The sequence below is a fragment of the Actinopolymorpha sp. B11F2 genome, from assembly GCF_040195635.1.
In the GTDB taxonomy this organism is placed as follows: Bacteria; Actinomycetota; Actinomycetes; order Propionibacteriales; family Actinopolymorphaceae; genus Thermasporomyces.
Window position 1 is genome coordinate 151,863 of sequence record NZ_JBEFTX010000010.1, and the last position, 20,850, is coordinate 172,712.

Here is a 20,850-nt window from a genome sequence, read left to right on the forward strand (position 1 = left end):
TACTGCCCGACGAAGGGGGACTCTCGATGCGACGCCATCGATGGCACGCACTGCTGCTCGCGCTCGTGCTCGCGGTCACGGGTCTGGCGGCCGGTCCGGCCGCCGGTTCGGCCGGAGCAACGGCGAACAGCGCGGCCGGCCCGGCCAGGGGCGAACGCACGGCCGTCGTCACGTTGGTCACCGGCGACAAGGTGGTGGTCTCCACCAGCCGCGACGGGCGGCGCGGCATGGACGTCCGGCCGGCTCCCGGCCGCGAGGGTGTGCCGTTCGTCGAACGCAGGTCGGCCGCCGGCGGCCTCAGTGTCGTGCCCGCGGACGCCGCGGCGTTGCTCGCGTCCGGAAAGCTCGACCCCAGGTTGTTCGATGTCGACACCCTCATCAGTCACGGCTACGCGGACGGCGTACGCCAGGATCTCCCCCTGATCGTGTCCCACGGCGCCACGGCGCGCGCCAAGGCCGACACGAGGTCCGCTCTTGCCGCCGCCGGCGCCGCGGTCACCCGCGAACTGCCGAGCGTCGCAAGCACCGCGGTACGCGCGGAGAAGACCGGCGCGCTCTGGGCCGAGCTCACCCGCGGCCCGGCGGCGGCACGGACGTTCGATCCGGGCATCGAGAAGGTGTGGCTGGACGGCCGCGTCAGGGCGTCCCTGGACGAGAGCGTCCCTCAGGTCGGCGCGCCCGCGGCGTGGCAGGCCGGCTTCACCGGAGAGGGGGTGAAGGTCGCCGTCCTCGACACCGGCATCGACGCCGACCACCCCGATCTCGCCGGCGCCGTGGTGGCGGCCGAGGACTTCACCGAGACGGGGAGTACGCACGACGGCAACGGCCACGGCACCCACGTGGCGTCCATCATCACCGGCAGCGGCACGGCGTCCGGCGACAGGTACACGGGTGTCGCACCGGACGCCGACCTGCTCGTCGGCAGGGTCCTCGACGACGGTGGTTACGGCACCGACTCCGCGATCATCGCGGGCATGGAGTGGGCGGTCGCGCAGGGCGCCCGGGTCGTCAACCTGAGCCTTGGCGGCTGCCCGACCGACGGGTCCGACCCGATGTCGCAGTCGGTCAACACCCTGACCGAACAGTCGGGCGCGCTGTTCGCCATCGCGGCGGGCAACCACCCGAGCGGCAACTGGTGTGCGGAGGCCGAGGACGTGGTGTCCGCGCCGGCCGTCGCCGACGCGGCGTTGGCGGTCGGCAGCGTCACGAAGCAGGACGAGCTGAGCGGGTTCTCCAACGTCGGCCCACGTCCGGGCGACGGCGCGATCAAGCCGGAGCTCACCGCGCCCGGTCAGGACATCGTGGCCGCCCGCGCGGCGGGCACCGAGTTGGGCGACGTCGTCGACGAGCGCTACACCACGCTGTCCGGCACGTCGATGGCGGCGCCGCACGTCGCCGGCGCCGCGGCGATCCTCGCCCAGCAGCACCCCAGCTGGAAGGCCGGTGAACTGCGCTCGGTCCTGATGGGTACGGCCGACCCGCACCCCACGCTGGGCGTCTTCGCGCAAGGTGCGGGCCGGCTCGACGTCGCGGCTGCCGTACGACAGAACGTGCTGGCGACCCCGGCGGCCCTCAGCATGGGGATCGCCCGCTGGCCCCACGACGACGACGAACCGGTCACGACGACCCTGACGTACGCCAACACCGGCGACGCGGCCGTGACCCTCGACCTCGCCGCGACCGGTACCGGCCCGGACGGCCAACCCGCCCCTGACGGCATGTTCACGGTGACGCCGAGCACCGTGACCCTCCCGGCGAGGGGCTCCGCACAGGTGACGGTCACGGGTGACACCACGCTGGGCGGCCCCGACGGGCTCTACTCCGGCAGGGTCACCGCCCGCGGCGGCGAGACCGTCGTCAGCACACCGATCGGGATCACCAAGGAGGTCGAGTCCTACGACCTGACCGTCGCCGCGCTGAACCGGTCCGGCGAACCGGTGGACACGGTAGCCGGCCTGACCAACGTCGCGGCCGGTCCGCCACGGCTCGTCCACCTGCCTGGTGAGCCCGTGACACTGCGCCTGCCGAAGGGGCGTTACGACCTGGCGACGTCCATCTTCGACGGCGCTCCACCCAAGGCGGCGGCGGACCGGGCCACGGATGACGGGGCGGCTGCCGAGCCGACGCCGGCGACGCTCGCGACCCGGCCGGACCTCGTGCTGGACAAGGACACCGCGGTGACCCTCGACGCGCGGAAGGGGCGTCGGGTGCGTGCCGTCGTGGACAACCCGGCCGCCAAGCCCACGGGCTACCAGGCGACCTGGGTCGACAACGGCATCCTGGGCTTCCGGGTCTGGGGCGGCAACGATCCCAACGTCGGCAACACCCCGCTGTACGCGACACCGACCGCGAAGGTGACCGGTCATCCGTACACCTTCGGCTATCTCGCCACCCTCAGCGAGCCGCCCGACGACGGTGGATCCGACTCGACCGGCGTACCCCGCGACTACCATCTCTTCGAGGAGAGGTCCGGGCAGATCCCGGACCCGCCGACGTTCACGGTGCACGACGGCGACCTCGCGGCAGTGAACCTGCGGCTCCACAACCAGGCGGTGGCGGGCTCCCGCGAAGCAACGTTCGCCAGCATCCCGTTCACCGACATCTGGGACGGTCGACTCAACCGCTACCCGGTCACGATTCCCAGCAGACGGCTCGCGTTCTACTCCACCGGCCGCGACCTGGTGTGGGATCGTTCGCTGGAGAGCGACGGCGGTGGGGAGACCGCCGGACCGCTCAGGAAGTACCAGGCGGGAACGAAGTACCGCGAAGACTGGAACGTCGCGGCCATCGGGCCAGCGGCCACGCCGTTCTTCTACGGCGGCGGGCTCTTCCTGAACCTCACGCCGTTCTCGCCGGCGGAGGACGGGCACGCGTTCTTCTCCGACGGCAGCGGTATCGCCATGCAGACGACGCTACGCCGCAACGGCACCGTGGTCGGGACGAGTGACAGCCCCGACGGCGGCCGGTTCGACATCCCGGCGGATCGCGCGGAGTTCACGGTGACGAGCAGAGCCACTCGCATCGTCGACTGGTCGGCGCTCGCGACCAGGGTCAACACGACCTGGAGGTTCACCGGCGGGCCGTTCGAGGACTTCTCCCGCCAAGACGTTCTCGGCATCCGGGTGGGAGGCGCGTTCAACCTACGCGACCGGGCACCCGCCGGAAAGCCGTTCCGGCTGGACGTCCGGGCCGAGCGGGCCGACCCCGACACTCCGGTCAGCGACGTGCGGCTCGAGGCTTCCTTCGACGACGGGAAGACGTGGACACCGCTCGAGCTGACCGAGGCGGGCACCGATCGCTGGCTGGCTGACATCGCCCACCCGCAGAGCGCCGCGTTCGTGTCGCTGCGGGCGACCGGGCGCGATTCGGCCGGTGCCAGCGTGCGGCAGACGGTGATTCGGGCGTACGGACTGAGCAGGTGAATGCCCGCGGCACGCTGGACGGCAACCACACGCGGGCGGACAGACATGTATCTCACATGACGCTCCGTTCCGAGATGATGAACGACCGCGACCTCTGGGACCTGGCCGGCGCGGGCGACACCGAGGCGTTCGGGCTGCTGTTCGACCGGCACGCCCGGGCGGTCTACAACTTCCTGTTCCGGCGTACGGCGTCGGCGAGCGACGCCGAGGACCTCACCTCCTCGGTGTTCCTCCTGGCCTGGCGGAAGCGGACGCAGGTGGTTCTCGACCGCGACAGCGCCCTTCCGTGGCTGCTGAAGGTCGCCGACTACGCGGCGCGGACGGAGTGGCGGTCCGTACGCCGCTACCGGCTCGCCCTCGCCAGGGCTGGCGTCGCCCGGGACGAACATCCCGACCACGCCGACGAGGTGGCCGCCCAGATCGACGACGAGCGCCGCATGGCAGAAGTCCGGCGGGCGGTCCGCCTGCTGCCCCGGCACGAACGTCAGGTCGTCGAACTCTGCATCTGGTCGGGCCTGGACCAGCAGGCCGCCGCCGTCGCACTCGGCATCGCCGTCGGCACCGTCAAGTCGCGCTTGTCACGCGCCCGTCAACGTCTGCAGGGCCTGCTGGTCCTGCCGCAGGAACGCTGAGGAGGTCCATCCATGAACACCCTGTTGTCACCGCCGCCGGAGCGTTCGCTCCCCCACCACCAGCGACGCCGGGCGAAGCTGCTGACCATCATCGACCATGAGCGGGCGGTGCGTCCCCGCCGGCCAGTCGTTCCGATCGTCGCGGCCGCCTCGGTCGCGGCACTCACCGTCGGCGGCACGGTCGTGGTCCAGAACATCGGCGTCAGCGACAGTGGCATCGCCCCGGCCGGCAGCCTGCCGGAAGGCGGCACCGAGGTCACGGAGCAACCCACGTCCTCACCGGGCGGGGAACCCACCGGTGAGTCGAGGGGGAGACCGGCCCGGGCGGCGTACGAGCCTGCGCCGGTGGCGCGGGAGCTGAGCCACCAGGAGACGCGGGACTACCTGCGCGACTGCGCATCGGGGGCGCCGGGGATGTTCGACGGTCACGTGCCGTACGTCGGCCTCACCCTGCCGGAGGAGCACCGCCCCTGGGTCTCCGCGTCCTGGCTCGTCACCCGGAAGGGCCGGGGGTACGTCGTGTGCGTCCGGGACGGCCGCGGCAACCCGCTCTCGTCCTCGGCGTTCGGCTCGGTCGCCGCGAAGGACATTCCGCACCTGTTCGCACCGGTGGACATGCGCGGCGACGGTTTCGGCCTGGTCACGCGTCCAGTCGCGACCGTCACGGTCCAGGCGAAGGGCGAGCCCGAGCGGGAAGCCGTACTGCGCAACGGATTCTGGTTCGCACCGGTGCCGGATCCGCCGGGCCGGACCTCGCGGCTGGGTCCGGAGCGCACGCCTGACGAGGACGACCTGGTGATCGGTATCAATCCACCGGGCACGATCCTGCGTGGTTACGACACCGACGGCACGCTGGTCTATGACTCCTCCAAGACCGGGCCGACCGTCGAGGAGTGCTACACGGACCCCGACGGCCGCGAAGTGATCGTCCACAACGGGATCGAGAACCCGACTCCCGAAACCTGCCGACGCACCCTCCCCTGGGAGCACTGACCCGGGCACGCCGCCCGCCTGGGACCACTGGCCGGGCCCGCCGACTGGGCAGCCGGGGCGGGTCTGACTCGTTGGCCACTCCTGGCAAGTTGGCCTGGTGAGACGTGGGGGCGGGAGAGGGGAGCTCCCCGGCTACGGTCGGGGCGTGGACTTCACCGGACTGCTCTCCTTCCCGCTCACGCCGTTCGACGCCGAGGACCGGGTTGACCTCGACGTTCTCCGTACGCATGTCGATCAGCAGGTGGCGGCGGGTGCCGCGGCGGTGTTCGTCGCCTGCGGCACCGGCGAGTTCACCGCCCTGACGCCGCAGGAACACCGCGACGTCGTGGCCACGGCCGTACGCACGGTTGCCGGCAGGGTCCCCGTCTTCGCCGGGGCGGGCGGCGGTGCCGGGCTGGCCCGCGAGTTCGTCGCCCAGGCAGCCGCGGCCGGCGCCGACGGGGTGCTGCTGCTTCCGCCGTACCTCGTCTCGTCCACCGCCGCCGGCCTCGTCCGGCACGTCGGCTACGCGGCCTCCGGCGCGAGCATCCCCGTCATCGTCTACCAGCGCGCCAACGCGGTGTTCTCCCGGCAGGCGGCGCTCGACCTGCTCGACATCCCCTCGGTGGCGGGGCTCAAGGACGGGATCGGCGACGTCGACGCCCTGCTGCGTACGGTCACGGCGATCCGTGGCAGCGGGCGCCCCCACGCGGCGGACTTCTGCTTCCTCAACGGCATGCCCACCGCAGAGCTCAGCGCCCTCGCCTACCGGGCGATCGGCGTTCCCCGCTATTCGTCGGCGGTGCACTGTTTCGCGCCGGACATCGCCCATGCGTTCCACACCGCCTTCGCATCCGGTGACGACGCCGGCGTGACCGCGCTCCTGCGCGACTTCTACCTGCCCTTCGCGGAGTTGCGCGACCAGGTGCCGGGCTACGCCGTCGCGCTCGTGAAGGCCGGGGCGCGCCTCGCCGGCCTGCCGGTGGGAGGCGTTCGGCCGCCGCTGGTCGACCCGACTCCCGCGCACGTCGACCGCCTGGCCGAGATCATCGCCACGGCCCGCGCCGGCCTGCCGAACCCGTCCCTCGACACCGGGAGCGCCAGATGATCATTCGCGACGTCCTCGTCACCCCGGTCGCGTTCCGCGACCCGCCGCTGCTCAACGTCGCCGGTGTGCACCAGCCGTACGCACTGCGGACCATCGTCCAGCTGGTCTGCGCCGACGGGGTCGTCGGACTCGGCGAGACCTACGGTGACGACACCCTCCTGGCGCGGCTCGAGCGGATCGCGCCGACGCTCGTCGGGCTGTCGGTCTTCGACGTCAACGCCATCCGCGGCAAGGTCGAGACGGTCGTCACCGGCGCACCGGGCGGCCAGGACCCTGACCGGCTGACCGGCGCCCCGTCGACCGCCCGCGCCGTCCTGCAGGCGTACTCGCCGTTCGAGGTGGCGTGTCTCGACGCACAGGGGAAGGCACTCGGTGTGCCGGTGTCCGATCTGCTCGGTGGTGCCGTCCGCGAGTCCGTGCCGTTCGCCGCCTACCTGTTCTACAAGTGGGCGGGCCATCCGGACTTCGAACCCGACGAGACCTACGGCGAGGCGCTCGACCCGGCCGGCGTCGTCGCGCAGGCCCGCACCATGGTCGACACGTACGGCTTCGCGTCCCTCAAGCTGAAGGGCGGCGTCTTCCCGCCAGAGCAGGAGATCGCGGCGATCCGCGCGCTTCGTGAGGCGTTTCCCGACCTCCCGCTGCGCCTGGATCCCAACGCCGCTTGGACTGTCGCCACGTCGGTCAAGGTCGCCGAGGAACTGGACGGCGTGCTCGAGTACCTCGAGGACCCGACGCCGACGATTCCCGGCATGGCGGAGGTTGCGCGCGAGGCGACCATGCCCCTCGCCACCAACATGTGCGTCGTCGCCTTCGACCATCTGCCGGAAGGCGTTGCCCGCAAGGCGATCGGGGTGCTCCTCTGCGACCACCACTACTGGGGCGGCCTGCGGATGTGCCAGACGCTCGCGACGATCTGCCAGACGTTCGGCATCGGGTTGTCCATGCACTCCAACACCCACCTCGGCATCAGTCTCGCCGCCATGGTGCACCTCGCGGCCGCCACGCCCTATCTGTCCTACGCCTGCGACACGCACTACCCGTGGACCCTCGACGACGTGGTGCGGCCCGGCGCGCTGCGGATCGTCGACGGTGGGGTGCCCGTGCCGGCAGGGCCCGGGCTCGGCGTCGAACTCGACCCGGATGCCCTTGCCCGGCTTCATGAGCAGTACCTCCGCTGCGGGATCCGTCGCCGTGACGACGGCGGCTACCTACGGACGTTCCGGCCGGAGTTCCAACCACCCCGCGGCACCTGGTGAGGCCCAGCGGCGCCCGACGGCGCCCACCGGTGCCCAGCGGCGCCCGACGGCGCCCACCGGTGCCCAGCGGCGCTTAGCGGTGCCCAGCGGCGCTTAGCGGTGCCCAGCGGCGCTTGGCGGTTTCAGACGCTGGAATCTGGACATGCCCGTCTCCTCTGCGCTCCAGCGGTGGACCTCGCCGACCGCCGTTCTTCGGTGTCTGGAGCAGTACGACGGTGTGGGCGCACCTGGTTCGCGGCGGTTTCGGGCGTTGGCCGGCGGGCCACCGTCGGTGGCGCTCTCGGGCGTACCGGACAAAGCGCACCCGCGTCCACGGTGGGTAGAGTGGCCGTATGCCCGATCGCCCTGGGTAACGGGGCATGGGGGGTGGCATGGATCTTCTTCGCAGGCAAGATCTCGAGTTCCTGATTCAGCGCGATCATCCGGGCACCCAGGTGTCGCTGTTCATGCCGACCGACCGGTCCGGCAACGACGCACCGGCCGAGCGGATCCGATGGCGGAACCTGCTCCGACAGGTCGAGTCGGTCCTTGCCCGGCAGGGTGTGCGTACGCCGAAGATCGCCGAGGTCCTCGCTCCCGCATGGGATCTGCACACCGACGGACTTGCCTGGCAGTACACGGGCGACGGCCTCGCGATGTTCCTGGGCGAGGGCTGGCAACGGTCGTTCCGCGTTCCGGTGGAGGTACCCACCGTGGGAGCTGTCGGGGACCACGTCATCGTCGGACCGCTGCTGCCCGTCCTCACCGGCGACCGACGTTTCCTGGTGCTGGCGCTCAGCCAACAGAACGTACGCCTGCTCGAAGGCAGCCTCCAGCACATCGAGGAGGTCGAGCTCACCGGGGTCCCGACCAACATGCGGGAGGTCGTCGAACCGCGACCGACGCGCGCGGACAGCGTTCCCTGGGTCGCTGCGGGTCCGACCGGTGGCCGAGCCGGGGTCGGGATCTTCTACGGCCACGGCGCGGCCGACAAGGACGTCAAGAAGGACGACGTCCGCTATTTCCTTCACCGGGTCGCCGAGGGGATGCATCACGTCGTCGGCGGACGGGACCTGCCCATGGTCCTGGTGGGTCTGGACTATCTGGTGGCGATCTACCGGGAGGTCAACACCTACCCGCACGTGACGGAACAGGCGGTCCGGGAGAACTCCGACCAGTACTCCGCCCCACAACTGCACGCGATCGCCTGGCCCATCGTGGCGGAGATCCGCGAGCAGGAGACCGAACGGGCCGCCGCGCGGATCAGTGACCTGCTGGGGACCGGCCTTGCCGCCAATGACGTACAAGTGGTCGCTGCCGCGGCCAGGGAGGGCCGGGTCGAGACACTGCTCCTTGCCGGACGTCCGTCGTGTTGGGATCGCCTCGCGAACCTGACTCAGGTGGTCGAACTCGGCGCCAGCGGTGGGCATCCGCACTGTGAACTGCTCGACGGTGCCGCGGTCGACACGCTGACCCAGGGAGGGCGGGTGTATGCCGTGAACGGCCCAGAAGTGCCCGGTGGCGGCGACATCGCCGCCATCCTCCGCTACTGACCGCAGCCGGACCGCCCTTGACCCGAGGCGTAGGTCCAACGACCGATCCGGTGGGACCCGTTGACCGATTCGTGCGGGACTGTGCAGTGTCAGGCTGCTGGATGTGACCGCCAACGACGTGACTCTCGGCTACGACGAGCTGCCCCGGCTGATGACACAGATGACCGGGGACGAAAAGCACGGGTCGAGTGCGACCTCGACTCTCGATGTCCTGTGGGTGCTCTACGACCGGGTGCTCCGGGTCTCGCCCACGACCGTCGACGATCCTTCGCGTGACCGGTTCCTGCTGTCCAAGGGGCACGGCCCGATGGCGTTCTACGCCGTACTCGCGGCGAAGGGTTTCATCCCCGAGGACTGGCTCACCGGATTCGGGACCCTCGACTCCCCGCTCGGCCATCACCCGGACCGGGCCCTGATCCCCGGCGTCGAGATCTCCAGCGGCTCCCTCGGGCACGGCCTTCCGTTGGGCGTCGGCGAGGCGCTCGGCCTGCGGGCACAGGGATACGCGGACTCCCGGGTGGTCGTCCTGGTCGGCGACGCCGAACTCGACGAGGGCTCGAACCACGAGGCCATCGCCTATGCGGGCGCCAGCGGTCTCGACACCCTCACCGCCGTCGTCGTGGACAACCAGTCTGCCACGCACGGGTGGCCGGGCGGTGTGGCGAACCGCTTCGGTGTCAATGGTTGGTTGACACACACCGTGGACGGCCGCGACCACGACGCGATCGAGGCGGCCCTCCGCGCCACCGCACCGCGCCAGCCGACGGTCGTCGTGGCCGTCGTCGACCCCAAGGACTGAACGGAGCGAGCGACATGACCGAGGCGACCGGGACAGCCGAAGCGACTCCGGAAGCGGAAGCGACCGCGGCGACCGAACTGGTAGGAGTGGACGAGGGATCAGCGGGGCCGGACATGCGGACCCGGTTCGTCCAGGTGGCGAGCGACCTGCTCGACGAGAATCCCCGGACAGCCGTCGTGCTCGCCGACATCAGTGCGGACCTGTTCCAGCCGGCCGCGCGCCGGCATCCGACCCGGGTGCTCAACGTCGGCATCCGCGAACCGCTCATGCTCAGCGTGGCAGGCGGACTCGCACTGGCAGGCATGCGGCCGATCGCCCATTCCTACGCTCCGTTCCTCATCGAGCGTTCCTTCGAACAGGTCAAGCTCGACCTCGGCCACCAGGACGCCACCGCCGTGCTGGTGAGCGTCGGCGGGTCGTACGACTGGACCGAAGGCGGGCGTACGCACCACTCACCCGGCGACGTGGCGCTGGTCGACACCCTGCCGGAGTGGGCGGTCCACGTGCCCGGCCATCCCGACGAGGCCGGCGCCCTCATCCGCGCGGCCATGCGGGACAGCGGTCCGGCGTACGTACGACTGTCGAATCGCGCCAACGCCGCCGCGCAGCCGGGCGCGGCGGAAGGCCTTCTGCAGCAGGTACGCAGCGGTGGGCAGGCAGTCGTGGTCGCCGTCGGACCCATGCTGGACGGCGTCCTCGAAGCGACCGCCGGCCTGGATGTCGGAGTCGGATACGCGGCCACGGTGCGCCCGTTCGATGTCGCCGGCCTGCGGGCGCTCGCCGAGGCGTCCTCCGGTGGCGCCGATGCCAAGGGCAGCGTCGATGTCGTGCTGGTCGAGCCGTACCTCGCAGGGACCTCCGCACGGATCATCGACGCGGCGCTCGTCGACCGCCCGCACCGGGTGCTGTCTCTCGGCGTCGACCGTAGGGAGCTCCGGAAGTACGGCACACCGGCCGAGCACGACCGCCTCTACGGCCTCGACCCGGCCGGGCTGCGACGGTCCATCACGGGCTTTCTGCGGTGAGGACCTCGGGCATCGGGTCCGGCCGTTCACACGTACTCCCGATCTCCACCACGGCAGCGGTCTGAGCGGACTCCTCGATCGCCATCATCGCTTCGAGGACGTGATAACCGAGCGCGGCGGAGCAGCGGTGCGGCCGGTCCTCACGCATCGCGACCGCCATCTCCCACACGCCGAGCCCGCGCAGGTTGGCCTCGGACGTGGTGTTGCGATGCTGCGGCGCCACCTCCACGCCGGTGTCGCCGTCAGCAGCGCTCTTCCGCAGTCGTACGGCGTTCTGGAACCGGTTCGGGTTGGGCGTCCACAGTGTCCCGGCCGTCCCGCTGACCTGCACCGGCAGCATGCCCCGGCCGGCGGCAGACTCCAGGTCGTCACGATGTGTGCGGTGGGACCGGCCACGAACTCCACCATGGCGGCGTACGACAGCGGAACGTCGACGCGCAGGCGCTCACCCGCGCGCGGGCCCTCGCCCACCACCACCTCGTCGACCTGCCGGCCGGCGCGACCCCATGCACGGCGGATCGGGCCGAGGAGATTGACCAACGTGGACAGGGGATAGGGCGCCATGTCGAACAGCGGACCCGCACCCTGCTGGTAGAAGAAGTCTGGTGCGGGATGGCGTGCCGCTGGCCCGGGAGACGTCGCATAGAACCAGCTACTGGCGTCGAGCACCGCACCGATCTCGCCGGAGTCGACCAACCGGCGAGCGGTCTGGTTCCCGTCCGCGAGGAGGGTGTCGGGAGCGCAGCCGAGCCGGAGACCCCTTCGTTCAGCCTCGTCCAGGGTGTGGCGCGCCTCGTCCAGGGTGAGCGCGAGCGGCTTCTCGCTGTAGACGTGCTTGCCCGCCTCCAGCGCGGCGAGGTTCAGCTCCACGTGCGCCGCCGGCCAGGTGAGGTTGACGACCAGCTCCACCTCGGGGTCGCGCAAGAGTTCGTTGACAGTGAGGACCCGCGGGACGTCGTGCTTGGCCGCCACGACCTCGGCACGCGCCAGGTCGAGGTCCGCACAGGCGACGACCGTCACGTCCTCGGGATGTCCAACCAGGTTGGCGATGTAGACGTCGCCGATGACGCCACAGCCGAGAACACCTACCCGTACCGGTCCGCGACTCAACGCATCCACCTCTCGCCGGATCCACAACACCACCACCATTTCACCCGGTATCCGGGAGTGATCGGACCTGCGGCCGCGACCAGCTTGGCCACAGATTCCCGGGAACCGGGCCAGGCGCCTGTGGAGCGACGGAGCCGCGGGGCGGCGGAGCGGCGGAGCCGCGGGGCGGCGGAGCGGCGGAGCCGCGGGGCGGCGGAGCGGCGGAGCCGCGGGGCGGCGGAGCGGCGGAGCGGCGGAGCGGCGGAACCCGCGGGGCGGCGGAGCGGCGGAACCCGCGGGGCGGCGGAGCGGCGGAGCGGCGGAGCGGCGGAACCCGCGGGGCGGCGGAGCGGCGGAGCGGCGGAGCGGCGGAACCCGCGGGGCGGCGGAGCGGCGGAACCCGCGGGGCGGCGGAGCGGCGGAACCCGCGGGGCGGCGGAGCGGCGGAACCCGCGGGGCGGCGGAGCGGCGGAACCCGCGGGGCGGCGGAGCGGCGGAACCCGCGCGGCCAGCGAGGCCATGGCAGCCACCATGCCAACCAGGGCAGTCACCATGCCAACCAGGGCAGTCACCATGCCAACCAGGGCAGTCACCATGCCAACCAGGGCAGTCACCATGCCAACCAGGCGTATGACCGCCCGGCAAGGCGCCGACACCTGTGAGGAGTCCACAGACCTGCTCAGCGTGGTCATTCGCCGCAGGTGTCCCCGGCAAGTCCGGCAACGCCGGCAGCTCCGCAGGGACAGGTCGTCGCCCGGACGGGCGGCGGAGTCGGACGCGTACCGATCCGGCGGGCTGGTGCGACGGCGGCCGGGCGCCCCGACGCTCAGCGGGTGAGTTCGTACGTACGTACCACGTCCTCGTCGAACTCGAGGCCGATGCCCGGCCGGTCGCCCAGCACGGCAGCGCCGTCCTCGACCACCAGCCGACTCGCCGGCGTCAGCAACTCCTCGAAGTTGTAGATGTCCTTGTCCAGCGTGAAGTGCTCGATCGCGATGCAGTTCGGGGCCGCCGCCGCGAGGTGGGCGTGGATGTTGGCGTGCCAGTGCGGCGCGACCTGGATCCCGAACGTCTCGGCCGTCCGCGCGACCCGCAGCCACTCGCTCACGCCGCCGAGGACGCCGGCGTCGGGCTGGAGGATGTCGGCTCCACCGCGTTCGATCAGGTCCCGGAACTCCCACCTGGTCTGGTGGATCTCGCCGGTCGCCACGGTCGTCTCGATCTGGCTCGCGAGCGCGGCGTGGCCGGCGTTGTCGTCTGGCGAGAGCGGCTCCTCGAACCACCACAGGCCCACGTCTCCGGCCGCTCGTTCGAACGCCCGCGCCGCTCGCGCCGCCTCGGGCACGCTGCGGTAGGCGTTGTTGGCGTCGAGGCCGAGCCGCCCGGTACCGCCGATCGCGTCGATCGCCGCCTTCACCCGCTTGGCGTCCTCCTCGACCGTCAGGCCGCCGACCTTGATCTTGTGGTCACGAAAACCCTGCGCCCGGTTCCGCTCGATCTCGGCCGCCACCACCGTCTCCCACGGCCCGTCCTCCGGACGGTAGTAGCCACCCGAGGCGTACGCCGGAATCGGCCGCGCGGTGGTGCCGCCGAGCAGGACGGCAAGCGGAACGCCGGCCCGCTTGGCGTTCGCGTCCCACAGCGCCATGTCGACCGCGGACAGCGCGCGGATGACCACGCCGCGCCGGCCGGTCAGCAGGGTCTCCTGGTAGAGCCGGTCCCACAGGCCGAGAATGTCGGTGTCGTCGGCGTCGCGGAGTACGGGCTCGAAAAGCTCGACGGAGGAGGCGAGGACCTGGCCGCCCGACGTACCAGCGTAGGAGTAGCCGAGCCCCTTCGTGCCGTCGTCCGTCGTCACCTCGACGAGCAGGTAGTGGCGGTCGCTCAGGACTCGGGTGGACATCCGTGCGGTGCGCTTCAGGGGGACGGCCACGGCCCGGGCACGTACGTCTGTGATCGTCATGAAACCTCTCCAGGCTTGGCGGGTCGGCGTTCTGCGTTCGGCGTTCGTTCGTCTGATCGTTTGGCGGTTGGTCGCTCTCCGGTGTTCCACCGTGTGACGACGTACGGCAAAGATCAGATGGTCCGATCTCTTCGGACGTCCGCTGGGAGGCTACCGGCCGTACGATGATCCGGGCACCTGCGCGGCAGGTCGCAGCGCGGCTGCGCCTGTCCACCTACCCGGCACCGGAGGGAGACTTCGGCGGATGGAGACGATCGAGTACACACCCACCTTCGAGCAGTACGCATGGACCTTCGGGGGTGTCCAGCCGATCATGTCGGTCAAGCCCGGCACGGCCCTGCGGCTCTGGACCGAGGACGCCTACTCCGGCCGGATCCGGAAGGCGGAGGACCTGCCCTCGGTCTGCGTCGACATGAACCACGTCAATCCGCAGACCGGTCCGTTCCACGTGGAGGGTGCGGAGCCCGGCGACACTCTCGTCCTCCATTTCGTCGATCTCGAGCCGGCCCGGGACTGGGGGGTGTCGACCACGATCCCGTTCTTCGGCGGCCTGACGAGCACCGACAAGACGGCGACACTGCAGGATCCGCTGCCGGAGATGACGTGGATCTACCATTTCGACCGTGACAAGAAGTCGTTGACGTTCGAGGCGCTGCGGAGCGAGTTCCGGGTCGACCTTCCGTTGGAGCCGATGCTCGGCACGGTGGGTGTGGCGCCGGGCGGGCGCGAGGTGCGTTCGTCGCTCGTCCCGGAACGCTTCGGCGGCAACATGGACTCTCCCGAGATGCGCGCCGGCGCGACCTGCTATCTCGGCGTCAACGTTCCTGGCGCGCTGTTCTCCATCGGGGACGGTCACTACCGGCAGGGCGAAGGTGAGGCTTGCGGGACCGCCGTCGAGGGTGCGATGAACGTCACGGTCATCGTCGAACTCGTCAAGGGTGGTGCGCCCGCGTGGCCGCGGATCGAGCACGACGACTCGCTGATGGCGATCGGTTCGAGTCGGCCGCTCGAGGACGCCTGGCGGATCGCCCAGGTCGAGATGGTGCGCTGGCTGGGCGAGCTGTACTCCCTCGACCCCATGGACGGCTACCAGTTGCTGTCCCAGACCGCGAAGGCACCACTCGCCAACGTCGTCGACACCAACTACAGCTCTGTCGTCAAGCTGGCAAAGGACTTGCTGCCTGTGTCATCGGCGTACGACGGCATCCACCAGCATCTTCGTGCGGCCGCAGCTACGCTCCACTGAGGCCGGTCTGGCTGAGTACGTCACCGGGCAGGACGGGGTTCCGCCACCCCGGATCGGGCCGCCACGTGGTCCATTCCTGGGCGAATAGCCCGGTGCGGTCGCCCAGCATGGAAAGGACTTCCTCGCGTGCCCGCCCGACGCCGTCGTGTTCGGCATCCGACACCAGGCCGAGCCGCCGCCAGTACCGGCCAGTGCGCGACCAGGTTTCCATCGTCATGGATGTTCCGGTACGGGGTCGCGGTCCAGACCTTCCCTGCAAAGACATCCCGGCGTACGACCGTCCCACCGCAGCGAAACCCCGGCGCACCCGGTTCACCCATGCTGATCAGCCTACCGACGGCGTTGCCTTGCGGCGATCGTGAGAGTTGCTGAACGAGGCGTTCGCGGGCGAGTCGGGGGCGGTGCGGAGTTGGCTGCCGACGTTCGCCCACGTCTGCGACCGGAGAAAGACCCTTTGAGAGATTTCGTAGAATCGCCTTGCTGGGCAGGGTTTTCGGGGTCGGGTTGTCGGTGGTCGCGGATAGCGTTGGATCATGGAAACGACCACGACACTTACAGCGGACGCGGCGGGCACCATGCCTGCTGCTCCGACTGCCCAGCATCCACTTGCGGTGCTGGTGTCGCGGATGCGTGCCCGGTTGGGTGGGGAGTTGCCGCCGGTGTTGTGGTCGATGCCCGACGACGAACTGACAGGCCTGCTGGTGGATTTGCAGAGCCTTGCCGGCCAGGTGGATGCGGCGTTGTTGGCCGGGGTGCGGGAGGTCGACCGCCGCGACCTGGGCAGGACCGCTGGTGCCACCTCCACCGCGAAGTGGATCTCCGGGCTGTTGCGGATGCGTCCTGGCCAGGCAAGCCGTCGCGTCAAACTCGCCCAGGGCCTGGACACCTCGCTGGTGATGACCCAGACCGCCCTGAACACCGGCGCCATCAGTGTGGAGACCGCTGAGGTGATCGCCCACACGATCGGGGACCTGCCCGCAGAGGCGGGCCCGGATGTGCGGTTCGACGCCGAACAAGCAATGCTCGACCACGCCCGAATCTTCCACCCCCACGACCTTGCCCGGATCGGCACCACCATCCTCAACACCGTCGACCCCGAACTCGCCGACCAGATCCTGGCGAAGAAGCTCGCCGCCGACGAAGAACGCGCCGCCCGGGCAAGGGAACTGTCGATCAGTGACGACCCATACTCGAGGTCGAGTTTCCTGCGCGGGAAGCTCGACCCGGTAACCACCGACATGCTCCGCACGGCACTCGAACCCCTCGGCAAACCTCGGCCCACCGACGCGGACGGGCCCGACACCCGCACCGCCGGCCAGCGGCTCGGTGACGGACTGCAGGAGCTGCTCCGCCGCTACCTCAACTCCGGTGCTTCACCGTCCCATGCCGGGGAGAAACCACACCTGGTCATCCGGATCGACGCAGGCAACCTCGCGGGCGGCACCGGCTACGGCACGCTGCTCCGCACCGGCGCCCCCATCTCCGCCCACACCACCGGACTCCTCGCCTGTGATGCCAAGGTCTCGTTCTGGGGCACCCTCAACGGTGAGCAAGCCCTCACCGATGGCACCCGGCTGTTTACCGGGAAGACCCGCCGGCTGCTCGAACTCCGGGACCAAGGTTGTGCCTTCCCAGGATGCGACCGCCCACCCTCCTGGTGCGAAGGCCACCATGTGACTTCGTGGCTCAAAGGCGGGCCCACCACCGTCGGCAAGGGTTCGGTCCGCTATTGGGTATTCAGCCGCTGGAGCATCGCCGCCTTCTCCGCGTACGGCCCGAACGTCCGGGCCACGAGGGAGGCCATCGGCGAGAACGTCGCGGCGATCAGCTCGGCGTAATAGGTGGGGTCGAGGTGCGGCGGGCCGACCGTTATTGCCGTGGGTCGTCCGAACCTGACGTGGTTGGTCATCAGTTCACGATCCCTGCGAGTCGGCCTTGCCGGTTCAAATCGTCGAGCGACCTGGAGAGCCAGTTGCGCAGCTCGCGCTGCGAGCCCACGACCCCCGCGTGGAAGTGGACCTCGACCGGTGCGGTGGCCCGTCGCGCGGGCATCTGCCGGTGCGAGGTCTGCTGCGGCAGCGTGATCTGTCGACCGAGCCTGGAGAGCATCGACTCGGTTTGGGTCGCGGTGAACACGCTCTCGCCACCACGGAACGCCACCAGCTCCGGCCCGCGTTCGCCGACGAGTGCCAGGCCGCGCGGTGCGTTCAGCGTGCCGTGCTGGAACGACCCGGGAGAGCCGAAGTTGCGGTACCGGGTGTCGACGTTGATCGTCACGGTCTTGCCGCGTAGGGAGTCGATCGCGCGCTGCGCGGCCCGCTTCCTGGCCAGCAGCTTGGCGATGTCGGCGTTCAGCTTGGCGCGGCGCTCCTTGGTCAGGTCCTTGTCGTTCAGTTGCATACGGGCGTTCTTCAGCTTCTCGTCCAGGTCTTTCTTGTTGACCTTCAGCGCGATGATCTTTTTCATCTTGTCGACGTCATCGTTCCAGTCGTCGACCTTCGAGGACGCCTTGCCGAGGTTCTCCAGCACGTCATCGGCGAACTGGGTGAACTGATCGCGGGCCTTTTTGATCTTCGGGCCGATGTCGGGCAGCCAGCCGAACGCGAACTCTGCCTGCTGCAGGAAGATGTGGGCCCATCCGACGAAGAACTTCGTCAGGCCGTCGAAGGTGTCGATCGTGAATTTCGCGAAGGTCAGGAACTTCGACGTCCAGTCCAGCGTCGCGAACGCCACCAGGTCGACGCCCGGACCGGACAGCCACCGGACGAACGACTCCACGGCGGGCAGCACGTAGTCGGCCACGATGTCGGCCAGTTTCGTCAACGCTGGCGTGGCTTTCACCAGTAGCTCGTCGCCAAGGTCCTTCAATCGGGCTTTCGACTCCGACAGCGACCGGCCGAGTGTGTCGCCACCCTTGGCGAACGCCTTCTGCGCATCGGTGGACTTGGCGAAGATGAGTTCCATCGTGGCGATGGCCTCGGCCTGCTCCCGCGCGGCGCCGGTCAGCTCCTTCTGGCCCTTGGCCGCCAGCCGGGCGTCGACGTCGGCCTCACTGATGGCGATCCCGAGTTCCTTCAGTTGTTCGCGTTCGCCGAGCATCGCCGACGACAGCGCATCGGCGACCTCTGCGGCAGTACGTTGCCCACCGGACCACTCCGACAGCGCACCAGAGAGCCCGATGACCTCCGTGCTCATCTTGGCGGCTTCCTTGCGGGAGAAACCCATGGGCACAAGGAGATCGCCGAAGGATGCGGCGAGGCCGACCGCTTCACGTGAGGTCAGCCCCATGGCGTTCGCGGTCTCGGCGGCCCACGCGCGCACCTCGTCGGCCTGGTTGCCGAAGACCGTGGTGCCTTTCTTCTCCAGCTGGTCAAGCGATGCGGCGGCCTCGAAGACGCCTAGTGTCATGTTGGACAGCTCGGACAGGACAATGCCCGCGATCCCTGCCTTGACGGCCTTGCCGAGCTTGCCGACCCCGGCGGCCGCACCGGCCGATGCGGCGCCGATGCTGGAGCCCATCGTGGTCGCGGACTTGCCCGCACCGTCGAAGTTCTTGCCCAATCCGTCGGCGCTCTTGCCGACGCGGCCGAAGGTTTTCGACGCGGAATCCCGCGCAATGATCTCGAATGCGAGTTCGGTCGCCATCAGCTCCGCGTCTCCTTCACGACCTGCCAGTAGGTCGACAGCAATCGGTCGTTCAGTCCGGCGAGGGAGTCATAGCTCAGCCCGGTGGCGACCGACAGCATGACTAACTCCCGGATCCGGCCGTCAGGGTAGGGTCCTCGGCCTGCAGGTCAACCGCCTTAGCAGGAACGAATTCCACATCGGCCACCTTGTCGAGGAAGCCCTCGAAGTCGGCGGATTCCTTACCTGCTTGGGTGAGTGCGGCGTGCGCGGCGTAGAAGATCTGTTCGTTCGTCTTCACTTCCGACAGCCCGATCTCGTACTTGCGCTCCACGGCGACCTGGACCCGCGCGGTGACCGCACCGATCTCGACGCGGCCGTCGAGGTACTCGACCTTCACTCGTCCGACTGCCACGCGATCATCCTTTTCTGCTGAGGTAGTTGGCCAGCATCATGCGGTCCTTCTCGTTCTGGCCGATGCTCACGTTGTTGTTCTCGCACCAGATGCGTTGTGCGCGCAGTCGTGCGCGGCGGTTGATCCCCTCACGACCGAACACGAGCAGACGTAGGCGCCAGCGCAGCCAGGCACGCATCAGAACGCCTTGATGAAATTGGCCCGACGCTGGGCAGGGGTGAGTCCCTTGGTCCGCTTCGACCGAACACCGACCGACGTGCCAGGGTTCGCGGGCCAGACCACCGGACCGGCCTCGAATAGCTCGGCCTTGCGGATGGTGCGCAGGTCAGGATCACCATTCGCACCGCGCGTCCACTCGTCGTCGAGCACGCGCATCATGATGCTCATTCCACGGATGGCGCCGCCCGCGATCGCCTGCCTGACAGGGCGTACGGCTTCGTTGTCGAAGAGCCGCGCGGAGACCTTCACACCGGTGCGGTCTTCCGTGACCGACTTCACTGCAGCGATAGGAACGGAGCCGGTGCGGACGTCGAGGCCGTGGTCGAAGAGCATCACCGGTGTCGACCGGCGCAGGGAGTCGGCGAACGCACCGCGTGCGATCGTCTCGGTGAACGTGCCCTCGAAGTAGCTGTCGACGTCGTAGGGCTGATCGAACGTCGTGGCATAGCCGGTGAGGTTGAGTCCGTCGCCACCGGGGTCGTCGGCACGCTGAGTCTTCCGCTGCTGCAGAACGGCGCCGCCGGTCCGGCGCACGATGTCGGTCGGGCCGCGCCGCACCATGATGGCCTCGTGCTCGGCCACACTCAGGCCACGCTTCTCCCGATAGCGACGGCGGGCGCGGTCTCTGGCTTCGGCCGTGGTGAGTCGACGAGAGTCGGCGAGCCAGGGTTCCAGTAGCTCGCGCCGTTGCGCTGCGGACATGCTCATTTGTTGTCTACCTTCTGCTTGGCGATCGCCGCCTGTAGCTGGTCAGCCCTGGCACGGATCCGTGCCTTCACGGCGGACGACGTACCGACCTCGCGACGGTGCTCACGTTCGGACTCCTGGGTCAGCCGCAGCAGCCGTTGCGCCTGGTCGATCCGCTCGGCGCACAGGTGCCGCGATCCGTTCACCGCTCGGGACAACTCCGGCGCGGTGTCCGGCTCGGCCTTCAGCTTGCTGGCCAGCAACCGCATGTCGGCGTCGTACGACTCCAGCTCGGCGAGGTGGCGGACGAGCTGCTCGGCAGACTCTCCAGGCTGCGAGGGAAGACCGGACCGGCCGTTGGACAGGGCGCGCAGGGCCCTGGCGATCGCAGCGGCGTGCGCCTTCTGGCACTTGTCGCTGCAGAACTTGCGCGGGCGCCCGGTGGCGTCACGCTCGCGGGTGAACATTCGAGGACACGCCGCGCACCGGATCCGCGCGACCGCGTACTCCACCGCGTTCGCGTTGCGGCACTCCTCGGAGCAGAACGGCGAGATGCGTTGCCGCGTCCGGGTGTCGACTCCGCCATAGACGGCGGTCATCGGGCTGACCTTCGCACCGCAGCGTCCACACGTTTCCATGCGTCGAATGATAGCCGGCTAACGATCGCGATGGGGTGAGGCGCGCGGGAGCCGGCCCGCCCTCGCCATGCCATGCCGAGCCTTGACCCGGCGTCCGTTCGTACGTGCAGCCCGGCGGCAAGTAAGGCAACGCTTGGCCGTCGAAACGACCCTACGTTCGCGATGCCGGATGTCCCCGGACGGCGGGCACGATCAGTGATTCGAGCTTGCGGACCGGCTC

At 69.7% G+C, this 20,850-nt stretch carries 18 protein-coding genes; 10 read left to right on the forward strand and 8 right to left on the reverse strand.

The features are described from left to right. The first annotated feature begins 26 nt into the window (after positions 1-26). The 8 genes from ABN034_RS19260 to ABN034_RS19295 all read left to right on the forward strand — a co-directional run bounded on the left by ABN034_RS19260 (position 27) and on the right by ABN034_RS19295 (position 10,749). Positions 27-3,422 carry a S8 family peptidase gene (locus tag ABN034_RS19260; protein WP_349692370.1) on the forward strand — a complete coding sequence of 1,132 codons (3,396 nt, stop codon included), beginning with the start codon at positions 27-29 and terminating at the stop codon, positions 3,420-3,422. 56 nt (positions 3,423-3,478) lie between these two features. Beyond that, the gene (locus ABN034_RS19265; RefSeq protein WP_349692371.1) at positions 3,479-4,054 is read left to right on the forward strand and encodes an RNA polymerase sigma factor; all 576 of its coding nucleotides are present in this window, start codon (positions 3,479-3,481) and stop codon (positions 4,052-4,054) included. Between the two features lie 12 nt (positions 4,055-4,066). After that, on the forward strand, positions 4,067-5,047 hold the full coding sequence (locus ABN034_RS19270; RefSeq protein WP_349692372.1) for a hypothetical protein: 981 nt from the start codon (positions 4,067-4,069) through the stop codon (positions 5,045-5,047). Positions 5,048-5,192: 145 nt separating this feature from the next. Beyond that, entirely contained in the window at positions 5,193-6,134 is a 942-nt protein-coding gene (locus ABN034_RS19275) for a 5-dehydro-4-deoxyglucarate dehydratase (RefSeq protein ID WP_349692373.1), read from the forward strand. Further along, the gene (locus tag ABN034_RS19280) at positions 6,131-7,393 is read left to right on the forward strand and encodes a glucarate dehydratase family protein (RefSeq protein ID WP_349692374.1); all 1,263 of its coding nucleotides are present in this window, start codon (positions 6,131-6,133) and stop codon (positions 7,391-7,393) included. The genes ABN034_RS19275 and ABN034_RS19280 overlap by 4 nt, the downstream gene beginning before the upstream one ends. A 371-nt stretch (positions 7,394-7,764) precedes the next feature. Next, a complete protein-coding gene (locus ABN034_RS19285) occupies positions 7,765-8,925 on the forward strand; it encodes a baeRF3 domain-containing protein (RefSeq protein ID WP_349692375.1) in 1,161 nt (386 codons plus the stop codon). Between the two features lie 103 nt (positions 8,926-9,028). Next, positions 9,029-9,724, forward strand: coding sequence for a thiamine pyrophosphate-binding protein (locus ABN034_RS19290; RefSeq protein WP_349692376.1), 696 nt, complete (start codon positions 9,029-9,031; stop codon positions 9,722-9,724). 14 nt (positions 9,725-9,738) lie between these two features. After that, complete coding sequence (locus tag ABN034_RS19295; protein WP_349692377.1) at positions 9,739-10,749, forward strand: transketolase family protein; 1,011 nt, start codon at positions 9,739-9,741, stop codon at positions 10,747-10,749. Positions 10,750-10,833: 84 nt separating this feature from the next. On the opposite strand, the gene ABN034_RS19300 is transcribed toward ABN034_RS19295, so the two are convergent. Both ABN034_RS19300 and ABN034_RS19305 read right to left on the reverse strand, forming a co-directional pair. Then, the gene (locus tag ABN034_RS19300; RefSeq protein WP_349692378.1) at positions 10,834-11,859 is read right to left on the reverse strand and encodes a Gfo/Idh/MocA family protein; all 1,026 of its coding nucleotides are present in this window, start codon (positions 11,857-11,859) and stop codon (positions 10,834-10,836) included. An 805-nt stretch (positions 11,860-12,664) separates the two neighbouring features. After that, entirely contained in the window at positions 12,665-13,801 is a 1,137-nt protein-coding gene (locus ABN034_RS19305; RefSeq protein ID WP_349692379.1) for a mandelate racemase/muconate lactonizing enzyme family protein, read from the reverse strand. 244 nt (positions 13,802-14,045) lie between these two features. On the opposite strand from ABN034_RS19305, the gene ABN034_RS19310 reads away from it, so the two are divergent. Further along, entirely contained in the window at positions 14,046-15,047 is a 1,002-nt protein-coding gene (locus tag ABN034_RS19310) for an acetamidase/formamidase family protein (RefSeq protein WP_349692380.1), read from the forward strand. Here ABN034_RS19310 and ABN034_RS19315 read toward each other — a convergent pair. Then, on the reverse strand, positions 15,034-15,264 hold the full coding sequence (locus ABN034_RS19315) for a hypothetical protein (RefSeq protein ID WP_349692381.1): 231 nt from the start codon (positions 15,262-15,264) through the stop codon (positions 15,034-15,036). The genes ABN034_RS19310 and ABN034_RS19315 overlap by 14 nt on opposite strands. A gap of 316 nt (positions 15,265-15,580) precedes the next feature. Here ABN034_RS19315 and ABN034_RS19320 point away from each other — a divergent pair, with 316 nt between their 5' ends. Next, positions 15,581-16,885, forward strand: a complete 1,305-nt coding sequence (locus ABN034_RS19320) for an HNH endonuclease signature motif containing protein (RefSeq protein WP_349692382.1) — start codon at positions 15,581-15,583, stop codon at positions 16,883-16,885. Between the two features lie 70 nt (positions 16,886-16,955). On the opposite strand, the gene ABN034_RS19325 is transcribed toward ABN034_RS19320, so the two are convergent. From ABN034_RS19325 to ABN034_RS19345, 5 genes are all read right to left on the reverse strand, one after another. Continuing rightward, positions 16,956-18,692: a hypothetical protein gene (locus tag ABN034_RS19325; protein ID WP_349692383.1), complete on the reverse strand. Its 1,737-nt coding sequence runs from the start codon at positions 18,690-18,692 to the stop codon at positions 16,956-16,958. 103 nt (positions 18,693-18,795) lie between these two features. Further along, positions 18,796-19,086 (reverse strand): hypothetical protein, encoded by a 291-nt coding sequence (locus ABN034_RS19330; protein ID WP_349692384.1) that lies wholly within the window; start codon positions 19,084-19,086, stop codon positions 18,796-18,798. A 4-nt stretch (positions 19,087-19,090) separates the two neighbouring features. After that, entirely contained in the window at positions 19,091-19,264 is a 174-nt protein-coding gene (locus ABN034_RS19335; RefSeq protein WP_349692385.1) for a hypothetical protein, read from the reverse strand. Continuing rightward, positions 19,264-20,013 (reverse strand): HK97 family phage prohead protease, encoded by a 750-nt coding sequence (locus ABN034_RS19340; protein ID WP_349692386.1) that lies wholly within the window; start codon positions 20,011-20,013, stop codon positions 19,264-19,266. The genes ABN034_RS19335 and ABN034_RS19340 overlap by 1 nt, the downstream gene beginning before the upstream one ends. After that, positions 20,010-20,630, reverse strand: coding sequence for a hypothetical protein (locus tag ABN034_RS19345; RefSeq protein WP_349692387.1), 621 nt, complete (start codon positions 20,628-20,630; stop codon positions 20,010-20,012). Before ABN034_RS19345 ends, ABN034_RS19340 begins: the two co-directional genes overlap by 4 nt. Positions 20,631-20,850: the final 220 nt, after the last annotated feature.